General features: G+C 64.6%; 13 protein-coding genes. 4 read left to right on the top strand and 9 right to left on the bottom strand.

The window, feature by feature from the left end; translation table 11 throughout:
* Position 1: 1 nt before the first annotated feature.
* The 3 genes from ACN8M7_RS23075 to ACN8M7_RS23065 all read left to right on the top strand — a co-directional run bounded on the left by ACN8M7_RS23075 (position 2) and on the right by ACN8M7_RS23065 (position 2,979).
* The gene (locus tag ACN8M7_RS23075; RefSeq protein ID WP_490262282.1) at positions 2-544 is read left to right on the top strand and encodes a hydrolase; all 543 of its coding nucleotides are present in this window, start codon (positions 2-4) and stop codon (positions 542-544) included.
* Positions 545-867: 323 nt separating this feature from the next.
* Positions 868-1,641, top strand: a complete 774-nt coding sequence (locus tag ACN8M7_RS23070; protein WP_490262281.1) for a substrate-binding periplasmic protein — start codon at positions 868-870, stop codon at positions 1,639-1,641.
* A gap of 93 nt (positions 1,642-1,734) precedes the next feature.
* Positions 1,735-2,979: an SLC13 family permease gene (locus ACN8M7_RS23065; RefSeq protein ID WP_490262280.1), complete on the top strand. Its 1,245-nt coding sequence runs from the start codon at positions 1,735-1,737 to the stop codon at positions 2,977-2,979.
* 22 nt (positions 2,980-3,001) lie between these two features.
* Here ACN8M7_RS23065 and rlmF read toward each other — a convergent pair whose 3' ends face one another.
* Positions 3,002-4,003 (bottom strand): 23S rRNA (adenine(1618)-N(6))-methyltransferase RlmF, encoded by a 1,002-nt coding sequence (rlmF, locus tag ACN8M7_RS23060; protein WP_490262279.1) that lies wholly within the window; start codon positions 4,001-4,003, stop codon positions 3,002-3,004.
* 208 nt (positions 4,004-4,211) lie between these two features.
* Here rlmF and ACN8M7_RS23055 point away from each other — a divergent pair, with 208 nt between their 5' ends.
* Positions 4,212-4,682: a bacteriohemerythrin gene (locus ACN8M7_RS23055; protein ID WP_490262278.1), complete on the top strand. Its 471-nt coding sequence runs from the start codon at positions 4,212-4,214 to the stop codon at positions 4,680-4,682.
* A 6-nt stretch (positions 4,683-4,688) separates the two neighbouring features.
* Here the strand turns inward: ACN8M7_RS23055 and ACN8M7_RS23050 are convergent, their stop codons facing one another.
* From ACN8M7_RS23050 to ACN8M7_RS23015, 8 genes are all read right to left on the bottom strand, one after another.
* Positions 4,689-6,518, bottom strand: coding sequence for an SLC13 family permease (locus ACN8M7_RS23050; RefSeq protein WP_490262277.1), 1,830 nt, complete (start codon positions 6,516-6,518; stop codon positions 4,689-4,691).
* 31 nt (positions 6,519-6,549) lie between these two features.
* The gene (locus ACN8M7_RS23045) at positions 6,550-6,846 is read right to left on the bottom strand and encodes a winged helix-turn-helix domain-containing protein (RefSeq protein ID WP_061241111.1); all 297 of its coding nucleotides are present in this window, start codon (positions 6,844-6,846) and stop codon (positions 6,550-6,552) included.
* A gap of 35 nt (positions 6,847-6,881) precedes the next feature.
* A complete protein-coding gene (gene nhaD / locus ACN8M7_RS23040) occupies positions 6,882-8,258 on the bottom strand; it encodes a sodium:proton antiporter NhaD (RefSeq protein WP_490262276.1) in 1,377 nt (458 codons plus the stop codon).
* Between the two features lie 145 nt (positions 8,259-8,403).
* Positions 8,404-9,837, bottom strand: coding sequence for a Na+/H+ antiporter NhaC (gene nhaC, locus ACN8M7_RS23035; protein WP_490262275.1), 1,434 nt, complete (start codon positions 9,835-9,837; stop codon positions 8,404-8,406).
* Positions 9,838-9,976: 139 nt separating this feature from the next.
* A complete protein-coding gene (locus tag ACN8M7_RS23030; RefSeq protein WP_490262274.1) occupies positions 9,977-12,808 on the bottom strand; it encodes a valine--tRNA ligase in 2,832 nt (943 codons plus the stop codon).
* 138 nt (positions 12,809-12,946) lie between these two features.
* Positions 12,947-13,384, bottom strand: a complete 438-nt coding sequence (locus tag ACN8M7_RS23025; protein WP_490262273.1) for a DNA polymerase III subunit chi — start codon at positions 13,382-13,384, stop codon at positions 12,947-12,949.
* Between the two features lie 60 nt (positions 13,385-13,444).
* Positions 13,445-13,864, bottom strand: coding sequence for a DNA polymerase III subunit chi (locus ACN8M7_RS23020; protein WP_490262272.1), 420 nt, complete (start codon positions 13,862-13,864; stop codon positions 13,445-13,447).
* A gap of 107 nt (positions 13,865-13,971) precedes the next feature.
* The gene (locus ACN8M7_RS23015) at positions 13,972-15,459 is read right to left on the bottom strand and encodes a leucyl aminopeptidase (RefSeq protein ID WP_061241117.1); all 1,488 of its coding nucleotides are present in this window, start codon (positions 15,457-15,459) and stop codon (positions 13,972-13,974) included.
* Positions 15,460-15,598: the final 139 nt, after the last annotated feature.

Below are 15,598 nucleotides of genomic sequence, written 5' to 3'. Positions count from 1 at the left end.
GATGCTGATGCGAGCGAAGGATTCCACCCTGCTGGTGATCGACCTGCAGGAACGGCTGCTGCCGGCCATCGACGGCGGCGCGGCAGTGGTCGAGCAGGCCGCCTGGTTGGTGCAGGTGGCGCAGCGTCTGCACGTGCCGGTGATCGCGACCGAGCAGTACCCCAAGGGGCTGGGTTATACCGAGCCGAGCCTGCATGAGCTGCTGCCGGGGGGCGGGCTGCGGGAGAAGATTCATTTCTCGGCAACCGCCGGGGCCGGTGTGTTCGACTTGCCCGGTGGCGAGCGCCAGCAGTTCATCGTCTGCGGTACCGAAACCCACGTCTGCGTCCTGCAGACGGTGCTCGGTCTGCTGGCCGCCGGGCGCGAGGTGTTCGTGGTCGACGAGGCGGTGGGCTCGCGCCGGGCGCGCGACAAGGCACTGGGCCTGGCGCGTATGGAACGGGCCGGGGCGGTGATCGTCTCGCGTGAGATGGTCGCCTTCGAGTGGCTGGAGCAGGCCGGCACGGAGGTATTTCGCGAGGTCAGCAAGGGCTTTATTCGCTGATTCGTATCCCGGATTTCATCCTGCAATGTCTGATCCCGCTGCCCCGGATTGCATCCGGGCTACGGGCTGGCCTGCGCCTGCCTCGTGCATCAGCAGGTGTTGGCGCTCCAGTATTCCGCCCCGTTGCCCCCCGGTGATGCTCCCGCCTGCCAGGCAGCGTAATGGTCAATATCCAGCTTCTGGCCTGGTGATCGCAGGCGCGCACCAGATTAAAGCAGACGGTGCGCAGCGAATCTGCCTATGCTTGGAACAGGACAAGAAGTCGGTGACCAACCGTGGATCGAACGCCTGTCGTCAGGTGTTCCGGTGATGGAGTCTCTTTTTTGTACAAAGCGCTGCATTGCTGCCTGCTCTGCCTGCTTGCCTTTACCTGCTACGGTGCCGAGCCGACCCTGACGTTCTGTCATGAAGATCAGAATGCCTACCCGTGGGTGATGACCGACGGCACGGGACTCAATCTCGAACTGCTCAAACTGGTGCAGCAGGCGCTGGGGTTGCAGGTGCTGTACGTGGCCGTACCCTGGAAGCGCTGCCTGTCGGGTATGCAGCACGGCCTCTATGACGGCGCGTTCGCCGCCAGCTTCAAGTCGGAGCGGCTGCGGATGGGCCATTACCCCACCGATGCTTATGGCCGCCCGGACGCTCTCAGGCGCTTGCACACCTCGCGTTATACCTTCTACCGCCGCGTCGGCAGCCCAGTGTCCTGGGATGGCCAGCATTTCACTCAGGTCAACGGCCGCGTCGGCTCGCTCAGTGGTTTTTCCATTCGTGATCTGCTGCTGGCGCACGGGCTGGAGGTGGACGAATCGAGTCGCGACCCACTGGCCTTGTTGCAGATGTTGGTGCACGGACGAGTCGAGGCCGTCGCCTTGCAGAGCATGCGTGGCGATTTCGTGCTGCAGGCCAATCCGCAGCTGGCCCAGAGGGTGGAGAAACTACCGCAGCTGCTTGAGGAAAAGCCCTACTACCTGATGCTGTCCAACGCGCTACTGGCGAGTGACCCTGATCTGGCCGAACGAATCTGGGACCAGGTGCGGCTTGAGCGTGAGTCGCCGGCTTACCAGGCGCGTGTGACGGCTTACCTGGCGCAGCCCTGACGGTGTCGAAACGTGCGGGGCGCTCTTCCCTCACTGCTCCGCGCTCGCTAGATTCCGCTGCTTCCCACCTGTTCTGCTTCGAGTCGATAGCGCATGACTTTCGCCGCCTGGCTGACCATCGGCCTTTTCGTTCTCACCTACCTGGGTATGGCTGCCGGCGGCATTCGCGGTCTGCGCATCGACCGCAGCTGGATCGCCTGCTGCGCCGCGGTGCTGTTGCTGGTCAGTGGGGCGTTGGGCATGGAAGAGGCTGCCCATCATCTGGACCCGGGCGCATTGTTGTTGCTGCTGGCGCTGATGCTGATCTCCGCGCAGTTCGATTTTTCCGGGGTCTATGCCTGGCTCAACCGCTACCTCACCGAGCATGCCGAGCGTCCAGCCGTTCTGTTACTGGGCGTGGTGCTGCTCGGCGGCATGCTCTCGGCGGTGCTGGTCAACGATATCGTCGCCTTCGCCCTGACCCCGCTACTGTGTCGCAGCCTGCACCAGCGAGGCCTGGAGCCACGGCCGTTTCTGTTGGCGCTGGCGTTGTCGTGCAATGCCGGCTCGGCCGCGAGTCTGATCGGCAACCCGCAGAACATTCTCATCGGCCAGGCCGGCGGCCTGGATTTCTGGGGATACGTGGCCGTGGCGGGGCCGCCTGCGCTGGCTGCGATGGCGATCGTTTACGCGGTGATCTGGCTGCAGTGGCGGCAACGCTGGGGGGAGGCCAGGCCGCTGACGGTGGACGACACACCGGTCGAGCATATCTATGGTGCGCATAGCTATCTGAAGCCGCTGCTGGCCAGCCTGGCATTGCTGGCGCTGTTCGCCACGGCGATGCCGCGCGAGCTGTCGGCGCTGCTGGTAGCGGTGCTGGTGATGGTCTCGCGCCGCGTGGACAGTCGTGACTATGTGAACAAGGTGGACTGGAACCTGCTGCTGTTGTTCGTGGGGCTGTTCCTGGTCAGCGGCGCCGCGCTGCAGCTACCGCAACTGGCGCAGGGTACCACCTGGCTGGCCGAGCAGGGCCTGTTGCCACAGGGCGTGGTATCGCTGGCCACGGCCGCACTGGTGGCGGGCAATCTGATCGGCAACGTGCCCTTCGTGGTGCTGTTGCTGGGGCTGATGCCCGATCTGTCACATTCGGTGCTGATTGGCCTGGCGGTCATGTCGACGTTGGCCGGCAACCTGTTGCTGATCGGCAGCGTGGTCAACCTGATCGTCGCCGAAGCGGCGAAACGCCAGGGTGTCAGCCTGGGTTTCGTCGATTATGCGCGCAGCGGCGTGCCGGTGACGCTGCTGAGCATGACGGTGGCCGGGCTCTGGCTGGCGCTGGGTGGCTGGCTGCCCTGGTAGAAGGAACTGCCAGCCAGCTGGCTCAGCGCCAGCGACTGTCGCGCCAGGCGCTGCGTGCTGGCGCATCCTTGAAGGTCCAGGCCACCAGGCGGCTTTGCTTCTGTCCCTGGGACATACCGAGGATGCGGACCTCGGCAGCGCCGGCCCTGGCCAGCCAGCCCTGTAGCAACTCCACATTGCTGCCTTTGGAGACCAGGCTGCTGAACCACAGCACCTGCTTTGCCACCTGCGCGCTTTCGCTGGCCATGCGCTTGAGAAATCCTGCCTCACCACCAGGGCACCAGAGTTCGGCGGCCTGGCCGCCGAAGTTAAGTACCGGCAGCTTGCGTTTCGGGTCGAGCTTGCCGAGGTTGCGCCACTTGCGCGTGCTGCCGCTGCTGGCTTCGGCGGCGCTGGTATGGAAGGGCGGGTTGCACAAGGTCAGGTCGAAGCGCTCGTCGCTGTGCAGCAGGCCGGCGAAGATCTGCTCGGCATGAGGCTGCAGACGCAGCTCGATGGCACCGCTCAGTTGCGCGTTGGCGTCGACGATGGCGCGTGCCGAGTCCAGCGCGGCGGCTGCGATATCGGCCCCGAGAAAGTGCCAGCCATATTCGCAATGGCCGATCAGCGGGTAGATGCAGTTGGCGCCGACACCGATATCCAGCGCGTGAACCCTGGCTCCCTGGGGGATCTGCGCATCGTTGTCGGTCGCCAGCAGATCGGCAAGGTTGTGCAGGTAGTCGGCGCGACCGGGAATCGGCGGGCACAGGTAGCCATCGGGTATGTCCCAGTGGCGAATGCCGTAGTACTGCGCCAGCAGCGCGCGGTTGAATACCTTGACCGCCGCCGGGTTGGCGAAGTCGATGCTCGGCTTGCCGTAGGGGTTGGTGATGACGAATTCGCCCAGCTCGGGGCTTGCCTTGATCAGCGCCGGGAAGTCGTAACGCCCCTGGTGACGATTGCGCGGATGCAGCTCGCCCTTGCTCGGTGCGCTCTTCACGGCAGCGGGGGCGGGTTTTTGCGGGCGTTTCGGCGGCTGGGGCATGGTGCTCATCTGCTCAGGCGGGCGCGGGATTTTCCCACGCTTTGCGCGCCGACAGTAACCCGAGATGAAGGCAAAGCCATCTGTGCGCTGTTTAACGAAATATGGCGAGTGGACATAAAGCAGCCAGCCTCGCGTTGACCCACGTCAATGGTGCGCTCGCCTGCCGTCATAGACTGCCAGCCTTTTCGATCAGCAGCTTGGAGGCACTGTGGCATATCTGCAATGGAGTGATGACTTGGACACCGGTATCGCGGTCATAGACGATCAGCACAAGCGTATCGTTGCCATGATCAATCAGTTGGACGATGTCCAGCACGCCGCCAGCAGGAGCAGGGTGGGCACGGTGATCGACGAGTTGATCGATTACACCGTCTCGCATTTCGCCTTCGAGGAGGCGATGCTCGAGGAAGCTGGCTATGTCTTCACCAAGGCGCACAAGCGGGTGCACGCCCTGTTCATCAAGCGCGTGGAGGACTACCGCCAGCGCTTCATCAGTGGCGAGGATATCGCCGACGAACTCAAGGGGCTGCTGGGGCGCTGGCTGTTCAGCCATATCCGCAGCGACGATCGAAACTATGTCGAAGCCGTCAATGACAACCTGCGTCGACTCAGTGCCGATGTCTCCGAGGGCGGTTGGCTACGTCGCGCCGGGCGGCGCTTCTTCCGTGGTGCCGCGTGAGCCGCCTCAGAGCGGAAAGAGCAGCGGTACCAGCGCCACACTGACGATCATCACCAGCAGGGTGAAGGGCACGCCGACACGCACGAAGTCGCCGAAAAGATACTGACCCGGACCGAGCACCAAGGTGTTTACCGGTGAGGAGATCGGTGTCATGAACGCGGCCGAGGCGGCCAGGGCCACGGTCATGGCGAAGGGCAGCGGCGAGGCACCCAGCGCCTGCGCGGTGGCAATGGCCACTGGCGCCATCAGCACCGCTGTGGCGGTGTTGGAGATGAACAGGCCGATCACAGCGGTCAGGACGAACAGGCTGGCGAGGATCAGTCGCGGCCCGGCATCGCCCAGACCACCTACCAGTCCTTGTACCGCCAGTTCGACGCCACCGGTCTGTTGCAGCGCCTGGGCGAAAGGCAGCATACCGACGATGAGGATCAGCGTCGGCCAGTGAATGGCGCGGTAGGCGCTGTCCAGGTCGATGCAGCGGAAAGCGCCCATCAGCAGGCAGGCGATCAGCGCGGCCTGCACGTTGGGCACCAGGCCGCTGACCATCAGCAGCACCATCACCGCCAGGCTGAGCAGTGCGTAGGGCGCCTTGCGTGCGGCAGGGGCCACCTCGGCCACTTCCGCCGGCAGACTGAGCACCAGGAAATCCCGATTCAGCCCCTGCAGGCGGTGGATGTCGCGCCAGGCGCCGGCTACCAGCAGGGTATCGGAGGCCTTGAGCTTTTCGTCCACCAGCACGCCCTCCAGCGCCTGGCCCTGGCGGCGCAGGCCGACCACGTTGAGCTTGTGCCGCGAGCGAAAGCCCAGCTCCTGGATGCTCTTGCCCGGCAGTTGCGACTCCGGTGGCAGCGCCACTTCGGCCAGGCCCAGTTCGTGGGCGTGCAGGCTGAAGTACGAATGCGGCAGCGGCATGGGCGCCAGGCCCAGGGCCTGGTAGCTGCCAATTAGGCCGATGGTGGGGCTGGCGATGTCCACCAGCAGTATGTCGCCCGGCTCCAGCAGGGTATTGCCGCTGGCCATCAGCAGCAGGGTGCGCAGGCGCTGGCGGCGTTCGACGGCGATGACATTGATGCCATGCTCGCGGCGCAGTTGCAGTTCGTTGAGCACCTGATTGACCAGCGGCGAGTCGGCGCGCACTTGCAGGCGTCGCTCGCGCTCGCTGAGGCGATAGCGCTCGGCTAGATCGGCCAGGGTCAGCCGTGGCGGTTCGGCGTTGCCGTGGGCGTCATTGCGCACCAGCCAGCGCCGCGCGATCAGCATGTAGCCAACGCCCAGTACCAGCACGGCCAGGCCTATCGGGGTGAAGGCGAAGAAATCGAAGCCAGCCAGTCCGGCGCGGCGCAGCTCGGCATGCACCACCAGATTCGGCGGCGTCGCAACTAGGGTGAGCATGCCGCTGATCAGCCCGGCGAAGGCCAGTGGCATCATCAAACGCGCTGGGGCGATGCGCAGCCGTGCGGCGACGCCGAGCACCACGGGGATGAAGATCGCCACCACGCCGGTGGAGCTCATCACCGAACCGAGGCCGGCCACCGCCAGCATCAGCAGGATCAGCAGGCGCGTCTCGCTGCTACCAGCTTTGGCCACCAGCCAGTCACCGAGGCGGTAGGCGATGCCGGTGCGCACCAGGCCATCGCCGATGATGAACAGCGCGGCGATGAGGATGACGTTGGCGTCACTGAAACCGGCCAGAGTCTGCTGCAGGTCGAGCACGCCGGTCAGCGGCAGGGCAACCAGTACCAGCAGGGCGACCACATCCATGCGTGGCTTGCCGATGACGAAGAGGGTGATGGCGCCGGCCAGCAGGCCCAGCACCCAGAGCAGATCCAGATTCATCGCGCTTCCTATTGGCTAGGGCGCGATTATCTCAGGGATAACCGAGCGTGGTTTTGATCTGCTGCAGGTTGGCGGCTATCCAGCGCTTGTCGATCGGGCCCCAGTCGCGAATCCGGTAGTGCCCGGCGTTGTTGCGTTCACCCTCGTTCTGTTCGAACTGGCAGTCGATGTCCAGCTCGGCCAGGGCGGCGAGGGTGTCCTGGGCGGTGCGCCGCGGCATGCCGGTGGCGTCCATCAGCGCCGGCACGCTGACCGCCTGGCCGCTGTCGATCAGCCAGGCCAGGTAAAGGCGGCGGTAGAAGCTGGTGCGGGTCTTGCTCGTCTGCATGGTGACTCCCTGTACGGTGCCGAGCGCCGCGTGGATCAGGCGGCGAACATCAGGATGTAGGTGGCTGCGCCGGCCAGGTAGCCGATGAAGGCCAGGCCGGTGATCTTCTTCAGATACCAGATGAAGTTGATCTTCTCCATGCCCATGGCCGCAACGCCCGCTGCCGAGCCGATGATCAGGCAGCTGCCGCCGGTACCGGCGCAATAGGCGAGCATTTCCCAGAAGTTGCCATTGACCACGAAGCTGCGCAGCCATGGCAGCTCGTCAGCGGCCGCCGTCGCCAGGGCCTCGGGGCTGATCAGCGGGTACATCTTCATGGCCCCGGCGACCATCGGCACGTTGTCCACCACGGCCGAGAGCATGCCGATGGAGATGGCAATGCTGTAGACGTTACCCAGGCCGTCCTTGAGCAGGGTGGCCACCTGGGTCAGGTGGCCGGCGCTGGACAGCGCGGAAACCGCGAGCAGGATGCCGAGGAAGAACAGCACGCTGGTGATGTCGATACGGCGCAGCACGCCGACCACCGACAGCGGGTCCTTCTCTTCGCTGTTCTTGCTGCGGTGGATGATCTCGGTGGTGATCCACAGCAGGCTGAGACCGAAGAGGATGCCCATGTACGGCGGCAGATGGGTGACGGTCTTGAAGATCGGTACGAAGATCAGTGCACCCAGGCCCAGGCTGAACACCAGGTTGCGTTCGAACGGTGTGGTCGGATCACGGCGGCTTTCGTTGCTTTCCTTGATGCGCGGTTCGGCCACTTCGCCCTTGAGGCGAAAGCTCATGATCAGCAGCGGCACCAGCAGGCAGACCAGGCTGGGCAGGAACAGCTTGACGATGATGCCGGTAGCGGTGACCTGGTTGCCGATCCACAGCATGGTGGTGGTGACGTCACCGATCGGCGACCAGGCGCCGCCAGCGTTGGCGGCGACGACCACGATGCCTGCGTAGAACCAGCGCTCATGCTGGTCGGCGATCAGCTTGCGCAGCAGCGAGATCATCACGATGGTGGTGGCCAGGTTGTCCAGTGCCGAGGACAGGAAGAAGGTGATCAGGCCCACCAGCCACAGGAGATGGACGCGCTTGTGGGTGCGGATGCGGTCGGTGATCACCTTGAAGCCTTCGTGGGCATCGATCAGCTCGACGATGGTCATCGCGCCCATCAGGAAGAACAGGATTTCGGAGATCTCGCCGAGGTGGTGGCGCAGTTCCTCGACCACGTGATGGGTGTTGGTGCTCGAGCCTGCGGTGCCGGTGCCGAGCAACGGCAGGATGCTGTCTGCGCCGAGGACCAGAAGGGTCCAGGCAATTACGGCGGTGAGCAGTGCGGAGGCTGCCTTGTCGATCTTTAACGGGTGTTCGAGTGCAATGCACAGGTAACCGAGGACGAATACGAGTGCCATCAACGCATACATGGAGGGTCCGCCTGTTTTCTTCTGTTGATATTGAAGGTCGGTAGGCGGGGGAAGATGCCTGAAACACCTTGTAAAAGGAAAGGACTTAATGCCGCAGCGGCGCTGCGAGGGCGATCCATGCCGCTCGCGCGCAGGTGAGCAGGGGCTACTGTGCCGCGCTGGTGCGGCGTGGCGGCAGCAGGTAGGCCAGGCTGATGGCCAGCACCGGCATGATCAGGTTGAAGAAGCAGTACGGTAGATAGCTCAGGGTGGCGACGCCAAGCGTGGCAGCCATGTAGGCGCCGCAGGTATTCCAGGGCACCAGCACCGAGGTCAGGGTGCCGCCGTCTTCCAGTGCGCGCGACAGGCTGGTCGGAGCCAGGCCACGCTTCTCGTATTCGGCGCGGTACATGCGACCTGGCAGCACCAGGGCAATGTACTGGTCGGCGGTGATGACGTTGGTACCGATGGTGGTGGTGATGGTACTGGCGACCAGGCCGCTGTCGCTGCGCACCAGGCGCAGCGCGCTCTGCAACAGACGTTGCAGCAGGCCGAGGCGCTCCAGCACGCCGCCAAAGCACATGGCGCAGATGATCAGCCAGACTGTGGTGAGCATGCTGGCCATGCCGCCTTTGGACAGCAGACCATCGAGCTCGGCGTTGCCGCTGGCCGATTCATAACCGGCGAACAGTGCGCTCCATACCGTTTTCAATGGCGCCAGGGCCCCGGCCGAGGGATCGGCCAGTCGCGCCATCACGTCGGGCTGGAAGGCGATGGCAAACAGCGCACCGAGCAGGGCGGCGAGAAATACCGCCGGGAAGGCGGCCCATTGGCGTACCGCCAGCAGCAACAGGAAGGCCACCGGCAGCAGCAGGTGCCAGCCCAGGCGGAACTGGGCTTCCAGCGCGGCGAGGACCTCGCTGATGCGCCCGGTGTCATGTTCGGCGCCGGCCTGCTGGCCGAGGGTGAAGAAGATCGCCAGGGCAATCAGCAGCGCCGGCACCGTGGTGCGCAGCATGTTGCGGATATGCGCGAACAGGTCGGCGCCGGCGGCGGCTGGCGCCAGGTTGGTGGTGTCCGACAGCGGCGACAGCTTGTCGCCGAAGTAGGCACCGGAAATGATCGCGCCGGCGGTGATCGCCGGGTCCAGGCCGAGGCCGGCGGCCACGCCCATCAGGCCGATACCGAGGGTGCCGGCCACCGTCCAGGAGCTGCCGATGGACAGCGCGGTGAGCGCGCAGATCAGGCAACTGGTGACATAGAAGTACTCGGCGCTGATCAGCTTCAGGCCGAGCCAGATCATGGTCGGCACGGTGCCGGCGAGAATCCAGGTGCCGATCAGCGCGCCGACCGCGAGCAGGATCAGGTTGGCCTTCATCGCCATGTGGATGCCGGCGAGTATGCCTTCCTCGATCTCGCTCCAGCGCAGGCCGTTCTTCAGCCCGACCAGGCCGGCGACGAAGGCGGCGCTCATCAGGGCGATCTGGTTCGGGCCGCTGGAGGAGCCATCGCCGAACAGGTAGACGGAAAGACTGAGGAGAACGACGAGCACGCCGATAGGCAGTAGCGCATCGGCAAGGGAAGGGGAGCGGGCTGTCATGGGTATACCGGGCAATCAAACTAACCGTGGGAGGGGCTTCAGCCGCGACTTTGCTGTTAAAGCTCGCGGCTGACGCCCCTGCCACAAAAAACAAAACCCGCGCCTTTCAGGGCGCGGGTCTGTGGGTGTTGCGGGATGATCAGAGTGCGGCGATCTTGCCGCGCTGCTCGACCATCTTGGCCAGGGCCTGCTCGGCCTCGGTCAGTTTGGCGCGTTCCTTCTCCAGCACTTCGGCCGGGGCCTTGGCGACGAAGCCTTCGTTGGCGAGCTTGCCGCCGACGCGTTTGACTTCACCTTCCAGGCGGCCGATCTCCTTGTCCAGGCGCGCCAGTTCGGCGTCCTTGTCGATCAGCCCGGCCATCGGCACCAGCACTTCCATGTCGCCGACCAGGGTGGTGGCGGACATCGGCGCTTCTTCACCGGCGGCCAGCACGCGTACCGATTCCAGCTTGGCCAGCTTGTTCAGCAGCGGTTCGAAGTCGGCCAGGCGGCGCTGGTCGGAGGCCGAGGCGTTGGCGACGATGATGTCGATGCGCTTGGCCATGGAGATCTTCATCTCGCCACGGATCTGGCGTACGCCGAGCATCAGCTGCTTGACCCACTCGATGTCGCCTTCGGCGGCGGCGTCGATGCGGCTCTCATTGGCCACCGGCCACGGCTGCAGCATCAGGGTCTCGCCCTGCACACCGGCCTGGCCCTTGATGCGCTGCCAGATTTCTTCGCTGATGAACGGCATGAACGGATGCGCCAGGCGCAGGATCACTTCCAGCACGCGCACCAGGGTGCGGCGGGTGCCGCGCTGGCGTTCGAGTGGCGCGTTCTCGTCCCACAGCACCGGCTTGACCAGTTCCAGGTACCAGGCGCAGTACTCGTCCCAGACGAATTCGTAGAGTGCCTGGGTGGCCAGGTCGAAACGGAAGGCGTCGAGGTGGCGGGTCACGTCCTGCTCGCAGCGCTGCAGCGCGGAGATGATCCAGCGGTCGACCGGCGACAGGTCCACTGCCTCGCCATTGATGCCGGTGTCCTGGCCATCGGTGTTCTCGATGACGAAGTTGGCGGCGTTCCACAGCTTGTTGCAGAAGTTGCGGTAACCCTCGACGCGGCCCATGTCGAACTTCACGTCGCGGCCGGTGGTGGCCAGCGAGCAGAAGGTGAAGCGCAGGGCGTCGGTGCCGTAGCTGGCGATGCCGTCCGGGAATTCGGCCTTGGTCTGCTTGGCGATCTTCTCGGCCAGCTTGGGCTGCATCATGCCGCTGGTGCGTTTTTCCAGCAGCTCGTCGAGGGTGATGCCGTCGACGATATCCAGCGGATCGAGCACGTTGCCCTTGGACTTGGACATCTTCTGCCCCTGGCCATCGCGCACCAGGCCGTGCACGTACACGGTCTTGAACGGAATCTGCCCGGTCAGGTGGGTCGACAGCATGATCATCCGGGCGACCCAGAAGAAGATGATGTCGAAGCCGGTGACCAGCACGTCGGTGGGGTGGAAGGTCTTGAGGAAATCGGTTTGCTGCGGCCAGCCGAGGGTGGAGAAGGTCCACAGGCCGGAGCTGAACCAGGTGTCGAGCACGTCTTCGTCCTGGCGCAGGGCAGCATCGCCGAGGTTGTGCTTGGCGCGCACTTCCGCTTCGTCACGACCGACGTAGACGTTGCCGGCTTCGTCGTACCAGGCCGGAATACGGTGGCCCCACCACAGCTGGCGGCTGATGCACCAGTCCTGGATGTCGCGCATCCAACTGAAGTACATGTTCTCGTACTGCTTGGGCACGAACTGGATTTCACCGCTCTCGACCACGGCGATGGCTTTCTCCGCCAGCGGCTTGGTGGAGACGTACCACTGGTCGGTCAGCCACGGCTCGATCACGGTGCCGGAACGGTCGCCCTTGGGCACCTTCAGGGCGTGGTCTTCGATCTTCTCCAGCAGGCCGGCGGCCTCGAAAGCGGCAACGATCTGCTTGCGCGCCTCGAAGCGATCCAGGCCGGCGAACTGTGCCGGAATATTGGCTTCGACCTGTTCGTTGACGCTGCCATCGAGGTTGAACACCTGGGCAGTGGCCAGCACGGCAGCGTTCTTGTCGAAGATGTTGATCAGCGGCAGGTTGTGGCGCTTGCCCACTTCGTAGTCGTTGAAGTCGTGCGCCGGGGTGATCTTCACGCAGCCAGTGCCGAACTCGGGGTCGCAGTAATCGTCGGCGATGATCGGGATACGACGGCCCAGCAGCGGCAGTTCGACGTAGCTGCCGATCAGCGCCTTGTAGCGCTCGTCTTCCGGGTGCACGGCCACGGCGCTGTCGCCGAGCATGGTTTCCGGGCGGGTGGTGGCGACGATCAGGTAGTCATTGCCTTCGGCAGTCTTCTTGCCGTCGGCCAGCGGGTAGCGCAGGTTCCACAGCGAGCCTTTCTCGTCGTGGTTTTCCACTTCCAGGTCGGAGATGGCGGTGTGGAACTTGGTGTCCCAGTTGACCAGGCGCTTGCCGCGGTAGATCAGGCCGTCTTCATGCAGGCGGACGAAGGCTTCCTTGACCGCTTCGGACAGGCCGTCGTCCATGGTGAAACGCTCGCGCGACCAGTCCACCGACGAGCCGAGGCGGCGGATCTGGCGGGTGATGGTGCCGCCGGACTGGTTCTTCCATTCCCAGACCTTCTCCAGGAACTTCTCGCGGCCCAGGTCGTGGCGGCCGATGCCGTCGGCGGCCAGCTGGCGCTCCACCACCATCTGCGTGGCGATACCGGCGTGGTCGGTGCCCGGCTGCCACAGGGTGTTGCGGCCCTGCATGCGGCGGAAGCGAATCAGCGCATCCATGATCGCGTTGTTGAAGCCGTGGCCCATGTGCAGGCTGCCGGTGACGTTCGGCGGCGGGATCATGATGGTGTACGGCTCACCGCTACCTTGGGGGGCGAAGTAGTTGTTCTGCTCCCAGTTCTGGTACCAGTTGGATTCGATGGCGTGCGGCTGGTAGGTCTTGTCCATGCGCGGCGGGACCCTTGTGACGGCTGATCGGAAAAGCCGACAAGTATAACGGGGATGGGCCTTGCGGCGTAAGGGCTGCGCGTCAGAGGACGGTGGCGCGCTGCTGGGTTCGCGCTGCACCGCGTGCCTTGAGGCGTGTCAGGGTTTGCGCGGTGGCAGCAGGCGCGGCAGGCGGGCTTCGAGGCGACGCTTGAGCTCGGCTTCGATCTGCGGCACGAAATCGTCGATCACGTCCTGCAAAATCAGTTGCGCAGCGGCGCGCAGTTCGCCACTCAGGTGCTGAAGGTCGCGGGCACTGTCGTGCAGGCGCGGCTCGATGCGCTCGCGCAGCGGGCTCGGGGCAGCGCTTGCAGCAGGCTGCGCTGGGGCGGCCTGCTTGGCTGGCGGTGAAACATGAAAAGGGGGCGGCGGGCCGGGGGGCGCGCTGACGATGTCGGAGAGCACCGGAATGCTGTCCGGATCGAGTGACTCGATCAGCAGCGGCGGCTCGGAGCTGTCGTCACCCAGCAGCTCGCGGATCGACTCCAGGTCGTGCAGCAACTGAGCAGGTTTTTGTGGAGGCTTGGGGGTGTCCATGATGATCGGCACAGCGAGAAGTTGGGCGGGAGTGACATGAGTTGTGAGCGTGCACGGACACTAAAGTTCGACGCGTTGTGGATCATACCCGCGCTGGCGATAGGTGCGGAAATTCTCGCGACAGGCGCCCAGCAGTTCAGGCTGCTGATTGACGATCTCGATGATGCGCGAAAAGCGTTCGACATGCGGCGACAGGCTGCTGCCAAGGTTGATCAGCACGCCTTGCTCGGCGCTTGGCACTTCGTCGATACCCAGTACCACGGGCGATAGCGGGGCGTCCTGGTGCAGATCATGGGGCACGAAACGTTCGGCCTTGAACTGCCAGAGCATTTCGTCGAGCTCGCCGCACTGCGCCTCGTCGCTGCCGCGCACGAACACCGGCAAGCCGGCGCTCCAGGCCTTGAGCGCCAGTTGGCAAGCCGCGCGCAAGCGACCTGTGGCGTCGCTGGAGGAGAGAACGTAGAACTCGATTCTGGGCATTCGGTTTTCAATAGGTCAGGGAGTGGTGGCTGGATGCTGTAGGAGCGGCTTCATCGCGAGTTATCGCGGCTGAGCCGCTCCTACAGGGGCGTGGCCCGGCTATGGCATCAGGCCTTGGCGCGATCCAGCAGGTACTGGGTCAGCATCGGCACCGGACGGCCAGTGCCGCCCTTGTCCTTGCCGCCGCTGATCCAGGCGGTGCCGGCGATATCCAGGTGCGCCCAGTGGAAGTTCTTGGCGAAGCGCGACAGGAAGCAGCCGGCGGTGATGGTGCCAGCCTTCGGCCCGCCGATGTTGGCGATGTCGGCGAATGGGCTGTCGAGCTGCTCCTGGTACTCGTCATGCAGCGGTAGCTGCCAGGCGCGATCGTCGGCGCTTTCGCCGGCCTTGAGGATCTGCTTGATCAGCGTGTCGTTGTTGCCCATCAGGCCGGAGACGTTGCTGCCCAGGGCGACGATGCAGGCGCCGGTGAGGGTGGCGATGTCGATCACAGCCTGCGGCTTGAAGCGCTCGGCGTAGGTCAGGGTATCGCACAGCACCAGGCGGCCTTCGGCGTCGGTGTTGAGGATTTCCACGGTCTGCCCGCTCATGGTTGTGACGATGTCGCCAGGGCGGGTGGCGCGACCACTGGGCATGTTCTCGGCGCAGGCCAGCAGGCACACCAGGTTGATCGGCAGTTGCAGCTCGAGCACGGCCTTGAGGGTGCCGAACACGCTGGCGGCGCCGCACATGTCGTACTTCATCTCATCCATGCCGGCAGCCGGCTTGATGCTGATGCCGCCGGTGTCGAAGGTGATGCCCTTGCCGACCAGGGCGAAGGGTTTCTCATCCTTCTTGCCGCCCTGGTAGTGCATGACGATCATCCGCGGCGGCTGCTCGCTGCCCTGGGCCACGGCGAGGAAGGCGCCGGCGCCGAGCTCCTTGAGCTTCTTCTCGTCGAGGATCTCGACCTTGAGGTTCTTGTGCGCCTTGCCCAGGGCCTTGGCCTCTTCGGCCAGGTAGCTGGGGTGGCACAGATTCGGCGGCAGGTTGCCCAGATCCTTGGTGAAGGCGACGCCACTGGCAATGGCGCGGGCATGCTGCAGGGCACGTTCGGCATCGGCCAGCTCGGCCTTGTCGACGACCAGGGTGATCTTCTTCAGGGCACGCGGGTCGGCTTTCTGGCTCTTGAACTGCTCGAACAGGTAGGTGCCGTCGGCCAGGGTTTCCACGATCAGGCGGGTCTTGCCATAGGTGTCGCGGCTCTTGACCTTGAGTTCGCCCAGGGCGAGCAGGGCGTCGCTGCCGCCCAGGCTCTTGAGCACGCCATGCACGCTGGCAACCAGCTTGCGCAGTTGGCGGTCGGACAGGTCGCCCTTGCCGCAGCCCACCAGCAGTACGCGTTCGGCCTTGAGTCCCGGCAGGCTGTGCAACAGCAGGGTCTGGCCTGGTTTGCCGGCGATGTCGCCGCGCTTGAGCACGGCGCTCAGTGCGCCATTGCTGGCCAGGTCGACGGCTTTGGCGGCATCGCCGAGCTTACGGCCTTCACCGATGGCGACAACCAGCGTCGCGGTTTTCAGGGTTTCCGGGCGGGTACTTTTGACGAGCAATTCCATAGTGAGCTGTCCCCAAGACAAAGAGTCGGGTTTGACGGATAATGGCCGCCATTTTTCGAGGGTCCACCTTGCGGTGGGCCGGCAAGTAGGTGCGGCTAGTTTGAGCGCTCGCGCCTGAGCCTGACAACCCTGGAGCGTC

Origin of the sequence: Pseudomonas spartinae (assembly GCF_965197125.1) — a bacterium.
Classification (GTDB): domain Bacteria; phylum Pseudomonadota; class Gammaproteobacteria; order Pseudomonadales; family Pseudomonadaceae; genus Aquipseudomonas; species Aquipseudomonas composti_A.
This window is presented reverse-complemented; position numbering and strand designations above follow the sequence as displayed.

Bases quoted from the DNA above. Each gene is read 5' to 3' on its own strand.
- ACN8M7_RS23075 (WP_490262282.1), top strand. From the start codon at position 2: ATGCTGATGCGAGCGAAGGATTCCACCCTGCTGGTGATCGACCTGCAG.
- ACN8M7_RS23065 (WP_490262280.1), top strand. From the start codon at position 1,735: ATGACTTTCGCCGCCTGGCTGACCATCGGCCTTTTCGTTCTCACCTAC.
- rlmF (WP_490262279.1), bottom strand. From the start codon at position 4,003: ATGCCCCAGCCGCCGAAACGCCCGCAAAAACCCGCCCCCGCTGCCGTG.
- ACN8M7_RS23050 (WP_490262277.1), bottom strand. From the start codon at position 6,518: ATGAATCTGGATCTGCTCTGGGTGCTGGGCCTGCTGGCCGGCGCCATC.
- ACN8M7_RS23045 (WP_061241111.1), bottom strand. From the start codon at position 6,846: ATGCAGACGAGCAAGACCCGCACCAGCTTCTACCGCCGCCTTTACCTG.
- nhaD (WP_490262276.1), bottom strand. From the start codon at position 8,258: ATGTATGCGTTGATGGCACTCGTATTCGTCCTCGGTTACCTGTGCATT.
- nhaC (WP_490262275.1), bottom strand. From the start codon at position 9,837: ATGACAGCCCGCTCCCCTTCCCTTGCCGATGCGCTACTGCCTATCGGC.
- ACN8M7_RS23030 (WP_490262274.1), bottom strand. From the start codon at position 12,808: ATGGACAAGACCTACCAGCCGCACGCCATCGAATCCAACTGGTACCAG.
- ACN8M7_RS23025 (WP_490262273.1), bottom strand. From the start codon at position 13,384: ATGGACACCCCCAAGCCTCCACAAAAACCTGCTCAGTTGCTGCACGAC.
- ACN8M7_RS23020 (WP_490262272.1), bottom strand. From the start codon at position 13,864: ATGCCCAGAATCGAGTTCTACGTTCTCTCCTCCAGCGACGCCACAGGT.
- ACN8M7_RS23015 (WP_061241117.1), bottom strand. From the start codon at position 15,459: ATGGAATTGCTCGTCAAAAGTACCCGCCCGGAAACCCTGAAAACCGCG.